Origin of the sequence: Microbacterium sp. GbtcB4 (assembly GCF_019091465.1) — a bacterium.
In the GTDB taxonomy this organism is placed as follows: domain Bacteria; phylum Actinomycetota; class Actinomycetes; order Actinomycetales; family Microbacteriaceae; genus Microbacterium; species Microbacterium paraoxydans.
Genome location: NZ_JAGXJJ010000001.1, coordinates 359,442 through 373,863, shown reverse-complemented (window position 1 = coordinate 373,863; position 14,422 = coordinate 359,442). Strand labels below are relative to the sequence as shown.

Below are 14,422 nucleotides of genomic sequence, written 5' to 3'. Positions count from 1 at the left end.
GGGTATATCGGCGGACGGGAACAACTCACCCGTGACTCGACGTTCCTCATGAGCGAGACTGGGCCACGGGCCGCCGCGGCCACGAGAGGGGCGAGCATGACTGCTGCCGACAAGACCGACGAATACGACCTCATCGTGCTGGGCGGTGGTCCGGTCGGGGAGAACGTGGCGGACCGTGCCGTGCAGGGCGGTCTCACCGCGATCATCGTGGAGAGCGAGCTCGTCGGCGGGGAGTGCTCCTACTGGGCGTGCATGCCGTCGAAGGCGCTGCTCCGCTCGGCCCAGGCGCTCCGTGCCGCGCAGCACGTCGCGGGCGCCGCGCAGGCCGTGACCGGGGCCCTCGATGTCCGCGCCGTGTTCGAGCGCCGCGACTCCTTCACGAGCAACTGGTCCGACGACGGGCAGGTGAAGTGGCTGGAGTCCGCCCACATCGACCTCGCCCGGGGTCACGGCCGGCTGACCGGGGAGCGCGAGGTCACGGTGACCGACCAGGACGGCGGCACCCGGGTGCTGCGCGCGCGTCACGCCGTCGCCATCAGCACCGGTTCGGATGCGGTCATCCCGCCGATCGAGGGCCTGCGGGAGGCCTCGCCCTGGACGAGCCGCGAGGCGACCAGCGCCGAGGAGCTGCCCGACAGTCTCGCGGTCATCGGTGGCGGCGTGGTCGCGGTCGAGATGGCCACCGCGTACGCCGCGCTCGGCTCGTCGGTGACGCTGCTCGCGCGCAGCGGGCTGCTGGGCGGGATGGAGCCCTTCGCCGGAGAGCGCGTGGCCGACGGCCTGCGTGAGCTCGGCGTCGACGTCCGCACCGACACCGGCACGACGGCGGTGCACCGCGACGGGGACCGGGTGACCATCACCCTCGACAACGGGGAGACGGTGACCGCGGCGGAGGTGCTCGTCGCGACCGGGCGCTCTCCGCGCAGCGCCGACATCGGGCTCGACGTGGCTGGCCTTGAGCCGGGCCGCTGGATCGAGACCGACGACACCCTCCGTGTCCCCGGGCACGACTGGCTCTACGCCGTGGGCGACGTCAACGGCCGCGTGCTGCTGACCCACCAGGGCAAGTACCAGGCGCGTGCCGCGGGCGACGTCATCGTCGCGCGGGCGAAGGGCGAGAGTGTGGATGACGCACCCTGGGGGCGTCACGCCGCCACGGCCGACCACGCCGCGGTGCCCCAGGTCACCTTCTCGATCCCGGAGGTCGGGTCCGTCGGCCTCACCGAGGCGGCAGCGAAGGACGCGGGCACCGCCGTCCGGGTCGTCGACTACGACCTCGGGTGGGTGGCGGGCGCGAGCCTGTACGAGGATGGCTTCGCCGGGCAGGCGCGCCTGGTCGTCGACACCGACCGCGACGTCGTCGTCGGTGCGACGTTCGTCGGCCCCGAGGTCGCCGAGCTCGTGCAGGCCGCGACCATCGCGATCGTCGGCGAGGTCCCGATCGCCCGACTCTGGCACGCCGTGCCCTCCTACCCCACGATCAGCGAGATCTGGTTGCGCCTGCTGGAGGGCTACGGCCGCGACTCGGCCTGATCCGGGCAATCCGATTCCGGTCGCGTGACGAACAGAACGCGCATTGTGTCCCAGATTGACGACCCCGCGCGCAACCCGGTGCCGGATGTCGCACCCGTCTTATACGCTCGAACCCACATCCGAGGAGGCAGGACCATGAAGGCTGTACTCGCAGGGAACGTCATCGCCGAGGCCGACCAGGACGACCTCATCCGCATCGAGGGGAACTGGTACTTCCCGCCGGCATCCGTCGCGCCGGACGCCCTCGTCGAGAGCCCCACCCCGTACACGTGTCCGTGGAAGGGTGAGTGCCAGTACTACTCCGTCCAGGTCGACGGGGAGCTGCACAAGGATCTCGCGTGGTCGTATCCGCATCCGTATCCGTCGGCGTTCGACCGGGTCGGCAAGGACTTCTCCGGCTACGTCGCCTTCGCCCCGGGCGTCGAGGTCTCGGCCTAGTCCCGCACGACGCACGACCGCACGTCCGCACGACCGTCGGAGAGACACCCTCATGATCGAGTTCCGCAACGTCACGAAGCGCTTCGCCGACGGGACGCTCGCCGTCGACGACTTCAGCCTCGTGCTGCCCTCCCGCAAGACCACCGTGTTCGTCGGATCGTCCGGCTGCGGGAAGACCACCCTGCTCCGGATGATCAACCGCATGGTGGAGCCGACGTCGGGGGAGGTCGAGATCGACGGGGAGAGCGTGCTGTCGGGCGACCCGGTCGCCCTGCGCCGGCGCATCGGCTATGTGATGCAGAACTCCGGGCTCATGCCGCACTTCACCGTCATCGACAACGTGGCCACCGTGCTGCGGCTGAACGGGGTGAAGCGTAAGCAGGCGCATGAGCGCGCTCGCGAGCTGCTCACGACCGTCGGCCTCGACCAGGCGCTCGCCGAGCGGTATCCGAGTCAGTTGTCGGGTGGTCAGCAGCAGCGCGTCGGGGTGGCCCGCGGACTCGCCGCCGACCCGAACATCCTCCTCATGGACGAGCCGTTCGGTGCGGTCGACCCCATCGTGCGCGCCGACCTCCAGCAGGAGACCCTGCGGCTGCAGCACGAGCTCGACAAGACGGTCGTGTTCGTCACGCACGACATCGACGAGGCCTTCCTCCTCGGCGACCAGGTCGTCATCCTCGACAAGGGCGCCCGGATCGTGCAGGTGGGCAGCCCGAGCGAGATCATCGAGAACCCGGCCGACGACTTCGTCTCGTCCTTCATCGGAGCCGACCGCGGCCGCCGTGCGCTGCACCTCAAGCAGACTCCGCGGGGAACCGTCGTCGTCGACTCCGAGGGGCGCACGCAGGGAGCGATCGTCGACGCGCCGGAGGGCGCGGTCGACGAAGCCGACACGGTGAGGGCGGCCCCGTGAACTGGGTCGGCGACAACCTCGGGCTGATCCTCGAGCTCACCGCGGTGCACCTGCAGCAGAGCGCGATCGCGATCGTGCTCGGTTTCGTGCTGGCGCTCCCGCTGGGGTGGGTGGCCTGGCGCTATCAGCTCGTGAAGGGTCCGGTCATCGTCCTCACCGGGCTGCTCTACACGATCCCCTCCCTCGCCCTCCTCATCCTGCTGCCGTCGGTGGCGGGCTACCCGGCGCGCAGCCCGGCCAACCTCGTCATCGGCCTGACGATCTACGCGATCGCGATCCTCGTCCGCGCGGTATCCGACGGCCTGGACTCGGTCGACCCCGCGATCCGGCAGTCGGCGGTCGCGATGGGCTACGGCGGGTTCCGCCGCTTCTGGACGGTCGACTTCCCGCTCGCCGGGCCGGTCATCCTCGCGGGCCTCCGAGTGGCGGCGGTGAGCACCATCTCGCTCGCGACGGTCGGCATCCTCGTCGGCGTCACGAACCTCGGCTACCTGTTCACGAACGGCCTCCAGCGCCGCATCCTCGCCGAGGTCTTCACCGGCATCGTCGCCGTCGTCGTCATCGCCCTGGTCATCGATCTCCTGCTGGTCCTCCTCGGGCGGGCCCTCATGCCGTGGACGCGGGCGGCGGCCACCCCTGCCGCTGCGCGGCGGACGATCACGCTGAGGACGGCCGCATGAACGTGTTCACCGAGGCCTTCGCCTGGCTGTTCTCACCCGACCGCTGGGTCGGGACGTACTCCCTCCCCGTCCTGTTCGGCCAGCATGTCTTCTACACGGTGGTCTCCGTGCTGATCGCCGCGGTGATCGCCGTACCGCTTGGCTGGCTCATCGGGCACACCGGGAAAGGGCGGGAGATCGCGGTCGCCGTCTCCGGAGCGGCCCGCGCCATCCCGTCCTTCGGCCTCATGGTGCTGCTGGTGCTCCTGCTCGGGGTGCTGCGCACGCCCCTCGCGGCGATCATCACCTTCGTCGTCCTGGCGATCCCGTCCCTGCTGGCCGGCGCCTACACGGGCCTGGAGGCGGTCGACCGCCGAACCATCGACGCGGCGCGGGCGATGGGGATGACCGGCTGGCAGGTGTTCTGGAAGGTCGAGGTGCCGCTCGGCATGCCGCTGCTGGTCGGCGGCCTCCGCTCGGCGCTGCTGCAGGTCATCGCCACGGTGACGATCGCGGCCTACGTGAACCTCGGCGGCCTCGGCTGGCCGATCATCCAGGGCATCCCGCTCCGCCGCTTCGACCAGGTGCTCGGCGGCGCGATCCTCGTCGCGGTGCTCGCGCTCCTCGTCGACCTCCTGCTCGCGCTCGCCCAGCACGCCGCGGTGCCCCGCGGTGTGCGCACCCGTCCGCAACGACGCCGCGCTCGGGCGACCGCCCCCGCGGCCGCCCCCGCCTGAACCACAGCATCGTCCCCCAGAGAAGAGGAAGTCCATGTTCACCGCACGAAAGTCCCGCCTCGCCCTTGCCGGCGGCGTCGCGCTCGCCGCCGCCCTCGCCCTCTCCGGCTGCGCCAACAGCAACCCGCTGGACGCGCCCACCGACGACGCCGGCGACGGTGGTGGCAGCGACACCATCGTCATCGGCTCGCAGGCCTACTACTCGAACGAGATCATCGCCGAGATCTACGCGCAGGCGCTCGAGGCCGCCGACTTCGACGTCGACCGCCAGTTCAGCATCGGCCAGCGCGACGCCTACATGCCGGACGTCGAGTCCGGGGCGATCGACCTGTTCCCCGAGTACACGGGCAACCTGCTCGAGTACCTGGACAAGGATGCGACCGCCACCAGCCCGGACGACGTCTACGCGGCCCTGAAGGACGCGCTCCCGGACGGCCTCACCGCGCTGGACTACGCCGAGGCCTCCGACCAGGACACCTACACGGTGCTCAAGAGCTTCGCCGAGGAGAACGACCTCACCTCGATCGCCGACCTCGCAGACGTCACCACCCCGGTCACGATCGGCGCGGCTCCCGAGTTCGAGCAGCGTCCGTACGGTCCCGCGGCGGCCAAGGAGGTCTACGGCGTCGACCTGGCGTTCTCCGCTACCGGTCCCACGACGCTGGAGTCGCTGCTCGCCGGCGAGATCCAGGTCGCGGACATCTACTCGGCCGATCCGGCATTCCAGACCGAGGACATCGTGGCGCTGGAAGACCCGGAGAACATCATCCTGGCCTCGAACGTCGTCCCGATCGCTTCCAGCGACGTGGCCGACGAGATCGCCGACGTCATCAACGGCATCAGCGCCAAGCTGACCGCCGAGGAGCTCGTCGCCCTCAACGTGCAGAGCACGGTCGACCAGAAGTCGGCGGAGGACATCGCGAAGCAGTGGCTGACGGACAACGACCTCGTCTGAATCGTCTCCCCGCGAAGCGCCCGGCCCTCAGGGGGCGGGCGCTTCGTCGTCCTCGACCGCCGGCGTGCACAGCTTCGGAGATCGCGCCCGACACGCCGCGGAGGACCCCGGCCTGACGGTGTGTCGCCCCGGATCTCCGAAGTTGTGCCCTGGGCGGGGGTGGGATCAGGTGCGGGAGTCCTGCTTCGGCACGACCACCTGCTTGACGATGATGAGGATCGAGGCGGTGACGGGCACGGCCACGAGGGCGCCGAGCAGCCCGAGGAGCGTGCCGCCGGCGAGGGCACCGATGACGACGAGCGAGCCCGGCACGGCCACCGCCTTGTTCATGACCCGGGGGGTGAGCACGTACGCCTCGATCTGCATGTAGACGAGGTAGATGGCGGCGAAGACCAGCGCGGCGATCGGGTTCGTGAACAGCGCGAGGATGGTGCCGATCATCCAGAACAGCACCGACCCGACGAGCGGGATGAGCGTGACGCAGAAGGCGATCGCGGCCATGAGCGGCGGGAACGGCAAGCCCAGCACGGTGTAGAGGATGAGGGCGAGGGTCGCGTTGCAGAACGCCAGGACGACCATCCCCATCACATAGCCGCCCACGGAGTCGGTGATCTGCTGGGAGATGTCGCCGGCGCGGCCGCGGTCGCGGGCCGGGACCAGGCGCAGCAGCCCCTGGCGCATGGCCGGCAGGGTCGCGAGGAAGTACAGCGTCAGCACGAGCACCACGATCGCGCCCGAGATACCGCTCGCGATGGACGCGCCGACCTGGAGCGCCCCGCCGCCGATCGTCGCGAGATTGCTGAAGTCCGAGAGGAAATCCTCCACTTCCGACACGAGGTCCTGGAACTGGTCGCCGAACTGGTCGTCGAGGGTGGCGTAGAGGTCGGACTTCGTGAAGTCCTGGATCATGCCGGGAACCGACTTCACGAACCCGGCGATCTGATCCACGACGATGGGCACGATCATCCAGAGGACGAGGGCGACGACGACGATGAGGGCGAGGATGGTCACGACGACGGAGAGCGCACGGGAGATGCCGCGACGCTCGAGGAAGCGGACGGCCGGGTCGAGGCCGAGCGCGGCGAACAGGGCGAGAGCGATGTAGATGAGGACGGTGGAGAGGCTGTAGAGCGCGCTGCCGATCACGATCGCCCCGAGACCGCCGAGGGTCACGAGGAACCCGAAGACGAACGGCCGATCGATCCGCGTCCAGAATGAGCGACTGGGCGTGGTCGGCTCTATCACCACGGGGACGGACGGCTTCGCGGCGGCGTCTGGCGCCTCCACCGCGGCACCGACCAGCGCGGCGTCGACGGGGGCGGGGACGGAGTCCGGGGCGGGACCGCCCTGGCCGTCATGCGGAGCGGAGGCCGGCGACTGGTCGTTGCTCATGAGCACACGATAGCGGTGCCCCTCGTCGGAGGCCGGGTGATCCGCGGCTCTAGAGTAGGGGCATGACTGCCGCTGAGGATCCGAAGGCCGAACTGCTCCGGCTGCGTGCGAGCATCGACAACATCGACGCGGCCCTGATCTTCCTGCTCGCGGAGCGGTTCCGCGCCACACAGCAGGTGGGACACCTCAAGGCCGAGCACGCGATGCCGCCGTCCGACCCGAACCGCGAGGAGCAGCAGGTCGCTCGGCTCCGCGCGCTCGCGGAGGACGCCCACCTCGACCCGGAGTTCGCGGAGAAGTGGTTCAACTTCGTCGTGGCCGAGGTCATCCGCCACCACACCGAGGCCGCCGAGGGGCGCTGAGCCCGCGCGTCAGGCCCCGCGCTCGGCGAGCAGCCGGTCGCGCACCTCGCGCCGCAGCACCTTGCCGATGAGCGACCGGGGGAGGTCGTCGACGGCGGTGATCCGGCGCGGCACCTTGTAGGCGGTCAGGTGGGTGCGGCAGAAGTCACGGAGCCCGTCCATGTCCGCCGCCGAGCCCTCGCGGAGCACCACTGCGGCGGCGACCTCCTCGCCGCCGCTCGCCCGAGGGAGCCCCACGACGGCGGCCGCGACGACGTCGGGGTGGGCCTCCAGCGCGCTCTCCACCTCGCTGGGCGCGACGTTGAAGCCGCCGGTGATGATGAGCTCCTTGCGGCGGTCGACAATGGTGACGAACCCGTCGGGAGAGACCTCGGCGAGGTCGCCGGTGCGGAGCCAGCCGTTCGGCAACAGGGTCTCGGCCGTCTCGCCGGGGCGCCCCCAGTACCCCTGGAAGACCTGCGGTCCGCGCAGCAGCAGTTCGCCGGGCTCACCCGTGGGCACGTCGACATCGGGGTCGTCGGGGTCGACGACACGGATCTCCGTGCTCGGGAACGGGACGCCGACGGTACCGGGGCGCCGCGTCGGACCCATCGGGTTTCCGAGCGCGACGGGGGAGGCCTCGGTCATCCCGTACCCCTCGACCAGCAGTCCCCCGGTGGCCTCCTCCCAGCGTCGCACCGTCGCCACGGGGAGGCTCATGGCCCCGGAGATCGCGAACCGCACTGTGGAGAGGTCCACCGTTCCGCGTCCGGCCGCGCGGGCCAGCTGATCGTAGATGGGCGGCACCGCGGGGAGGAAGGTCGGCGGACTCGTGCGGGCGGCGTCCGTGACCAGGCTCACATCGAAGGCCGGGAACAGCACCACCTTCGCCCCGATGCTCAACGCGAACGTGAGGCACAGGGTGAGTCCGTAGGCGTGGAAGAGCGGCAGCACGGCGTAGAACGTCTCCTCGCCGTCGCGGAGTCCGGGCACCCAGGCCCGCCCCTGCATCGCGTTGGCCCGCAGGTTCGCATGGGTGAGGATAGCGCCCTTGGGGAGCCCGGTCGTCCCGCTCGTGTACTGCAGGACGGCGGTGTCGCCCAGCGACGGCCCGGGGGTGCGACGGGGGAGCCGCCGGTGCGACACGAGCTTCTTCCACGGCGTCAGGTGTCGCGCGCGTGGCGTGCCGGTCAGCTTCGCCCGCGATGCCCGGGCCTTCGGGACGGGGAGTCGCAGCAGGAGGCGCTTCGACAGGGGCATCGCCGCCGTGAGGTCGACGCTCACGATGTGGCCGACCCGGAGATCGTCGGGGAACCCCGCGACGGTATCGGCGACCTTGTCCCACACGATCGCGACGCGGGCCCCGTGGTCCTCGAACTGATGCCGCAGCTCGCGCGCGGTGTAGAGCGGGTTGTGCTCGACGACGATCGCGCCGAGACGCAGGACCGCGTAGAACGCGACGACGTGCTGCGGGCAGTTCGGCAGCACCAGCGCCACCCGGTCGCCCTTCGTGACCCCGAGGTGGCGGAGTCCCTCCGCGGCGCGGTCGATCTGCTCGCCGAGCTCCCGATAGCTCGTGACGGCGCCGAAGAACTCGAGGGCGGGGCGACGCGAGTACCGCCGGATGCCGGCGGCCAGCATCTGCGGCAGGGTCTGCGTCGGCTCGTCGATGTCGGCCGGCACGCCCTCGGCATAGGAGCGGAGCCAGGGACGGGAAGACAGCGGCGCGTCGGTCATGCCCTCATCCTCCGACATGGACCTGTGCTCCGCCTCCCCCTTGCGCTCACCACCGCTCGGCGTGCAGTCACCCGTCCGCGAGGACGCTCATGACGATGGCGTCGACCCACTCGCCGTCCCAGCGCAGCGCCTCCCGACGCCGGCCCTCGACGACGAACCCGGCCTTCTCGTAGGCGCGCTGCGCCCGAGGGTTGAACGCGTACACCTCGAGCTCCACGCGATGCAGTCCCACGGTGTCGAAGGCGTGCCGGATGACCGCGCGCGTCGCCTCGGTCCCGTATCCGGCGCCGAACCACCGCGGGCCGGCGAGGGCGATGCGGAAACCGGCCGAGCCGTTGTCCTCGTCCAGGTCGCTGAGGACCACCTCGCCGATGTGCGCGCCGTCGTCGCGACGGAGGATCGCCCAATCCCCCCGGTCGTCCCGGTCGGCGAGCGACCGGAGCCAGGTCTCGACGCCATCGCGGGTGAAGCGCGCGTGGGTGCCGGTCAGCCGCAGCACCTCGGGCTCCTGCAGGGCCGCCCACGTGCCGTCGAGATGCTCCGGTCCGAGCGGCACGAGGTCCAGCCGCTCGGTGGTCAGGGTGGGGACGGGAGTGAGGGAGAGCGCCATCAGACGGGGAGCACCCGCCCCGTGACGATGCCCTCGACCGCGCGCACGTACGCCTGGCCGACCTCGTCGTCGGTGACGGGGCGGTGGCCGGGGAAGGTCGAGAAGTACCCGGGGGAGTTCGCCAGCACGTCGGGCGAGACCGCATTGATGCGGATCCCCCGCGGGGCCTCGGCCGCCGCCGTGATCACGAACGACTCCAGGGCGCCGTTGGCCATCGCCGCCGCCGCTCCCGTCGCGATCGGCTCCCGCGCGAGCACGCCGCTGGTGAGGGTGATGGAGCCGCCGTCGGTCACGTGGTCGAGGGCGACCCGCAGGACGTCGAGCTGCGCGAGGGTCTTCCCGGTGAAGGCGGCGAGATAGTCGTCGCGGTCGAGATCGGTGAGCGGCTTGAAGGGCACGGAGCCCACGGCGACCACGACGGCGTCGACCGAGCCGACCCGCTCGAAGAGGCTGCGGATGGAGGCGGGGTCGGTCACGTCCACGTTCTGCTCGCCGGAGCGGGACGCCCGCACGACCTCGTGTCCTCGCACGTCGAGGGTGGCGGCGACCACCCCGCCGATGCTGCCGGTCGCGCCGATCACGAGTACCTTCATGCGGATTCCCTCCCAGGACGAATCGAGGCGACGGGTCGCCGCCCCGCGGGATCGAGTCTCCCATCCCTTCCGGGCGGGAGAGGACGGATGACGGGCGCGTCCGTCAGCGCGGGCTGAACTCGGCGGCCACCACGCGGGTCGCCGCGCCCAGCAGGACGGCGTCGTCGAGCGCGCTCGGCACCACGGCCGGTCCGAGCGAGGGGTGCGAGGCGGCACGGACCGCGGCGGCCGTCGCGTCCACGAACTCCGGGGAGACGATCCCGTCCGGACCGCTGAGGACGATCGTGGGCAGGTCGACGGCGGCGGCGATGACCGAGAGCGACGTGCCGAGCCGGGCGCCGGCGGCGGTGAGCACCGTCGCGTGGTCTGCGCCCGGGGTCTCCAGGCGCCGGGCGATCGCGGGAGCCGCGGCCCACGCATGGACGCAGCCGTCGCGGCCGCACAGGCACAGCTCGCCGGGGTCGCCACCCGCACCGACGTGCGCGAGCTCACGGGCGCCGATGGATCGTTCGACCGGGGCGCCGTCGTCGCCGACGACGCGGATCGCGGTGCCGATGCGGGTCCCGAGGCGGACGAGGAGGAAGTCGGTGCCGACGGCACCGAACCGCTGCTCGGCGTCGGCCACGAGATCGGCGTCGTCGAAGAGGTGCACGGGGGCGTCGAGGATCTCCGCGAGTCGCGGTCCGAGACCGAGCAGCGCGGAGGAGCCGGTGGGCACACCGATGCCGATCCCGAGCGCGGGCCCGTCGGTGAGGCTGCGCAGTTCCGCGACGAGACCGGCGACGGCTTCCGCGGCGTCGGGGGTACGCGGCCGATGGAGGCGATGCGAGAGGCGGCCGTCGGGCGAGGCCAGCGCCCCGATGACCTCACCGGGCGCGGAGAGGTCGAGCGCGATGACCTGCACGGCCCGCTGGTCGAACTCGAGCATCACGGCGGGCTTTCCCGGCCGGGACTCCTGACTGGGTCCGCTCTCCCGGATCACGCCGTCGGCGAGCAGATCCCGCACGACCTCGGAGACGGTGGGGCGGGCGAGGCCGGTGAGCCGGGAGAGATCCGCGCGGCTGAGAGCCGACTGCTCCATGAGCGTGCGCAGGACGAGGGCGCGGTTGCGTTCCCGGATGCCGCGAGCGTGGCCGTTGGACGACGCCTGCGCGGCTCGTGCCCGATCGGCGGGGCGCTCTAGGATCTGGGGGTAGCGCATGATGCTCCTCCCGATCGACGCTCGGGCTGACTAAGTTCAATGAATAAACTAACGGACCGAGCGTACGGAGCGGTACGCGCGCTGTCAATCGACGGACCTCGGCCCCGAGAAGGAACCCGCAGATGTTCACCCACGACGACGCGCTGGACACCCAGGCGGCGGTTCGGCGAGCGAACCTGCGACGGGCGCTCCAGCTCGTCTTCCAGGCCTCCGGTTCGCAGACCCGTGCCGGCATCGCGCGGGCGACCGGACTCACGGCGGCGACCGCGTCGTCCCTCGTCGCCGAGCTCATCGAGAACCGCTTGATCGCGGAGGGTGAGCAGGCGGTGAGCACGGGGGGCAAGCGCGCGACCACGCTCAGCATCGACGCGGAGCACCACCTGATCCTCGTGCTCGTCGTGCAGCCGACCAGCGCGTACCTGGCGCTCGTCGCGCTCGACGGCTCCGAGGTCGACCGCCGCAGCGTCTCCTACACGACGCAGACACGCGACCGGGTGCTGGACGAGACCGTCGCCGAGGTGGTGGCCGCCTACGGCGCGCGGCTGCTCGCGGTCGGCGTGCAGGTCCCGGGGACGACCGACGGTCGCACGGTGCTGGAGAGCGTGCAGCTGGAGTGGCACGAGGTCCCGCTCGCGGACCGCTTCGAGAGCATCACCGGCGTCCCGGTCCTCCTCGTCAACGACGTCGATGCCGAGGCCATCGCGGAGGCCGGGCTGGACGCCGCCCCCTCGGGCTACCGCCTGTTCATCCACAGCGGCGGGGGCATCGGCGCCGCGGTCACCCTCGACGGGGAGCTCGCGCCGGGACCGCGCGACCGCGCGGGGGAGATCGGGCACGTGCAGGTCGTCTTCGGCGATGCCGCGCGTCCCTGTCGTTGCGGCCGTCGCGGCTGCCTGGAGTCGGCGGCTGCGATGGGACCGATGCTGGGGGAGGAGTTCTCGGACGCGCTGGACGTGCCGGCCGTCCGCGCTCTCGTCTCCCGTGCGGATCAGGCACTGATCGACGATGGGGCCCGCGCGTTGGCCCGCGCCATCAAGCTCATCGGGGCGCTGCTCGATCCCATCGAGGTCGTCATCGGCGGTCCTGCGACGGAGCTCGGCCCCCGGTTCCTGGAGCGGGTCCGCGCCGAGAGCGGCTATCCCGCCCGCGGCACCGCCGACGTCCCCATCCGATATGCCGATCCGCGTGTCACCCCGTCCGCGGGTACCGCGCAGGCCGCCCTCACCGCCGTCCTCGGCGTGCGGTGGAGTCCCGACCAGCTCCGCGCCGGCGGCCCCCGCCCCTGACCTCGCCATCCCCGACGTTCCGGCTGCACGACCCGGATACGGGTGCACGACCGGACTCGTCCGGAACCCCTGCACGCGTGCCGCGGTCGTGCAGGTGTTCCGGACGCGTTACTGGGTTACTTCACGCTGCCGGCGGTGAGGCCGCCCACCAGACGCTTCTCGATGAGCATGAAGAGGATGATGACCGGCAGGATCGCCACGATCGAGACGCCGAACACGTACTGCCAGCTCGTCTCGTACTGACCGACGAACTTCGTGAGGGCGACCGACAGCGGCTGGTTCTTGTCCGTCGACAGGATCACCAGCGAAGCGGCGAACTCGTTCCAGCAGGCCACGAACGTGAACACGATCGCGGTGACGATGCCCGGCCAGACGAGCGGGAGGTTGATCCGGAACAGGACCGTGAGGCGTCCGGCGCCGTCGATCTGCGCCGCCTCGTCGACCTCCTTCGGGATGCCGGCGAAGAACGAGTGCATGATCCACACGGCGAACGACAGGTTGAAGGCCGCGTTGATGAAGATCATGGCGGTCCAGGTGTCGCCGAGGCCGAGGACGGTGAACTGCCGGAACAGACCCGACGTGAGCACCGCCGGCTGCAGCATCTGCGTCACGATCACGAGGAACAGGAACACCATGCGGCCGGGGAAGCGGAACCGGGCCGTGTAGTACGCCGCGGGGAGCGACACGAGCAGCACCAGGAGCGTCGCGAACACGGAGATGACGATGGTCGAGACGAGGTTGTACGGCAGCGGCGTTTCGGGCGTCGACCACATCGTGAGGTAGTTCTCCCAGTGCCACTCCACCGGGAGGTAGGTCGGGTCGACCGAGCGGATCTGCGCCTTCGTCTTCACCGATCCGAAGAACATGATGAGGTACGGCAGCACGAAGATCGCGAGCACGAGGAACCCGGCGGCGGTGCGCAGGATCACGCGGGGCAGCGACACCTGATCCGCGGTGTAGCGGCGCCGGCGGCCGGGGATGGGCGGGGTGCGTCGTCCGCGGGAGTCGGCGGTGGTCACGAGGGCGGTCTCGGTCACGGTCATGATCAGACCTCCTTCATGGGCTTGACGATCTTGACGTAGGCCGCGACGATCGCGATCACGATGAGGAAGGCCACGACCGACAGGGCGCTCGCGACGTCGACCTTCTTCTGCAGCTCGATGTACTTGAAGATGAGCGTCATGATCGTGTCGGCGCCGTAGCCCGGGATCGACCCGGTCATCACCTTGAGGATCGGCAGCGAGTTGAAGACGTTGATGATGTTGATGAGGATCGCTACGGCGAGGGCGCTGCGCAGCTGCGGCAGGACGATCGACCAGTAGGTGCGGGCCGCTCCGGCGCCGTCCATCTTGGCGGCCTCGATCGCATCGGCGGGGACCGCCTGGAGCCCGGCGAGGATCGTGTAGGTCGTGAAGGGCAGCGACACGAACACCGCGATGACGATCGACCACGCGAACGCCGTCGTCGGGTTCTTCGTCCAGCCGTAGCCCACCGCGTCGTCGGAGAGCCCGATGTCGTAGAGGAACTTGTTGAAGACCCCGAAGTACGGCTCGAGGCTGTAGTAGAAGACCATCGTGGTCATCACCACGGACGCGGCCCACGGCACGATGACCGCCATCCGCACGAGCTGGCGCCCCGGGAACGCCTTGTTGAGGATCTGCGCGAGGCCGAGCGAGATCACGACCGTGAACAGCACCACCGACACGACCCAGACGATCGTGCGGACGAAGATCGGCCAGAACTCCGGGAACGTGAAGACGGTCACGAAGTTGTCGAAGCCGACCGAGCCCTTGTCCAGGCCCGAGAGCGAGATGTCGCGGGTGGAGTTGAAGAACATGACACCGGCGGGGAACAGCACCACGCCGATGATGAGCAGCAGCGCGGGGGCGATCCACGGCAGCGCTTGGAGGAGGTCCCGCCCGCCGGGGCGACCGCGCACGGCCGTCCCGGCGTCCGGGGTGCGGGGGCGGCCGGTGGCCGCCCCCGCGAGGTTCGAGGATTCTGTCGTCTGGCTCATGGGGGATTCC

The 14,422-nt window shown here is 70.7% G+C and carries 15 protein-coding genes; 8 read left to right on the top strand and 7 right to left on the bottom strand.

The genetic code is table 11. From position 1 onward, the window contains the following. The first annotated feature begins 96 nt into the window (after positions 1-96). The 6 genes from KVS71_RS01695 to KVS71_RS01670 all read left to right on the top strand — a co-directional run bounded on the left by KVS71_RS01695 (position 97) and on the right by KVS71_RS01670 (position 5,235). Positions 97-1,533 carry an NAD(P)/FAD-dependent oxidoreductase gene (locus tag KVS71_RS01695; protein ID WP_105948995.1) on the top strand — a complete coding sequence of 479 codons (1,437 nt, stop codon included), beginning with the start codon at positions 97-99 and terminating at the stop codon, positions 1,531-1,533. 135 nt (positions 1,534-1,668) lie between these two features. Further along, positions 1,669-1,971, top strand: coding sequence for a DUF427 domain-containing protein (locus tag KVS71_RS01690; RefSeq protein ID WP_060922325.1), 303 nt, complete (start codon positions 1,669-1,671; stop codon positions 1,969-1,971). Between the two features lie 52 nt (positions 1,972-2,023). Beyond that, entirely contained in the window at positions 2,024-2,884 is an 861-nt protein-coding gene (locus KVS71_RS01685; RefSeq protein ID WP_217583220.1) for an ATP-binding cassette domain-containing protein, read from the top strand. Next, entirely contained in the window at positions 2,881-3,564 is a 684-nt protein-coding gene (locus tag KVS71_RS01680) for an ABC transporter permease (protein ID WP_025104210.1), read from the top strand. Before KVS71_RS01685 ends, KVS71_RS01680 begins: the two co-directional genes overlap by 4 nt. Further along, positions 3,561-4,280 (top strand): ABC transporter permease, encoded by a 720-nt coding sequence (locus KVS71_RS01675; RefSeq protein ID WP_025104209.1) that lies wholly within the window; start codon positions 3,561-3,563, stop codon positions 4,278-4,280. The genes KVS71_RS01680 and KVS71_RS01675 overlap by 4 nt, the downstream gene beginning before the upstream one ends. Positions 4,281-4,314: 34 nt before the next feature. Next, entirely contained in the window at positions 4,315-5,235 is a 921-nt protein-coding gene (locus tag KVS71_RS01670) for an ABC transporter substrate-binding protein (RefSeq protein ID WP_060922328.1), read from the top strand. A 165-nt stretch (positions 5,236-5,400) separates the two neighbouring features. Here the strand turns inward: KVS71_RS01670 and KVS71_RS01665 are convergent, their stop codons facing one another. After that, on the bottom strand, positions 5,401-6,627 hold the full coding sequence (locus tag KVS71_RS01665) for an AI-2E family transporter (RefSeq protein WP_217583212.1): 1,227 nt from the start codon (positions 6,625-6,627) through the stop codon (positions 5,401-5,403). 62 nt (positions 6,628-6,689) lie between these two features. Here KVS71_RS01665 and KVS71_RS01660 point away from each other — a divergent pair, with 62 nt between their 5' ends. Beyond that, on the top strand, positions 6,690-6,989 hold the full coding sequence (locus KVS71_RS01660; protein ID WP_025104206.1) for a chorismate mutase: 300 nt from the start codon (positions 6,690-6,692) through the stop codon (positions 6,987-6,989). Positions 6,990-6,998: 9 nt separating this feature from the next. On the opposite strand, the gene KVS71_RS01655 is transcribed toward KVS71_RS01660, so the two are convergent. From KVS71_RS01655 to KVS71_RS01640, 4 genes are all read right to left on the bottom strand, one after another. Further along, a complete protein-coding gene (locus KVS71_RS01655) occupies positions 6,999-8,705 on the bottom strand; it encodes a long-chain-fatty-acid--CoA ligase (RefSeq protein ID WP_217583210.1) in 1,707 nt (568 codons plus the stop codon). 67 nt (positions 8,706-8,772) lie between these two features. Next, entirely contained in the window at positions 8,773-9,315 is a 543-nt protein-coding gene (locus tag KVS71_RS01650; protein WP_217583202.1) for a GNAT family N-acetyltransferase, read from the bottom strand. Then, the gene (locus KVS71_RS01645; RefSeq protein WP_217583200.1) at positions 9,315-9,908 is read right to left on the bottom strand and encodes a short chain dehydrogenase; all 594 of its coding nucleotides are present in this window, start codon (positions 9,906-9,908) and stop codon (positions 9,315-9,317) included. Before KVS71_RS01645 ends, KVS71_RS01650 begins: the two co-directional genes overlap by 1 nt. 103 nt (positions 9,909-10,011) lie before the next feature. Next, positions 10,012-11,109 (bottom strand): ROK family protein, encoded by a 1,098-nt coding sequence (locus KVS71_RS01640; protein WP_217583198.1) that lies wholly within the window; start codon positions 11,107-11,109, stop codon positions 10,012-10,014. Between the two features lie 122 nt (positions 11,110-11,231). Between KVS71_RS01640 and KVS71_RS01635 the strand changes: the two genes are divergently transcribed. Further along, positions 11,232-12,395, top strand: a complete 1,164-nt coding sequence (locus tag KVS71_RS01635) for an ROK family protein (RefSeq protein ID WP_217583196.1) — start codon at positions 11,232-11,234, stop codon at positions 12,393-12,395. A gap of 116 nt (positions 12,396-12,511) precedes the next feature. Here KVS71_RS01635 and KVS71_RS01630 read toward each other — a convergent pair whose 3' ends face one another. Together KVS71_RS01630 and KVS71_RS01625 are read right to left on the bottom strand one after the other, a co-directional pair. Next, on the bottom strand, positions 12,512-13,438 hold the full coding sequence (locus KVS71_RS01630) for a carbohydrate ABC transporter permease (RefSeq protein WP_082750161.1): 927 nt from the start codon (positions 13,436-13,438) through the stop codon (positions 12,512-12,514). Positions 13,439-13,440: 2 nt separating this feature from the next. After that, positions 13,441-14,412 (bottom strand): carbohydrate ABC transporter permease, encoded by a 972-nt coding sequence (locus tag KVS71_RS01625; RefSeq protein WP_217583194.1) that lies wholly within the window; start codon positions 14,410-14,412, stop codon positions 13,441-13,443. Positions 14,413-14,422 lie beyond the last annotated feature (10 nt).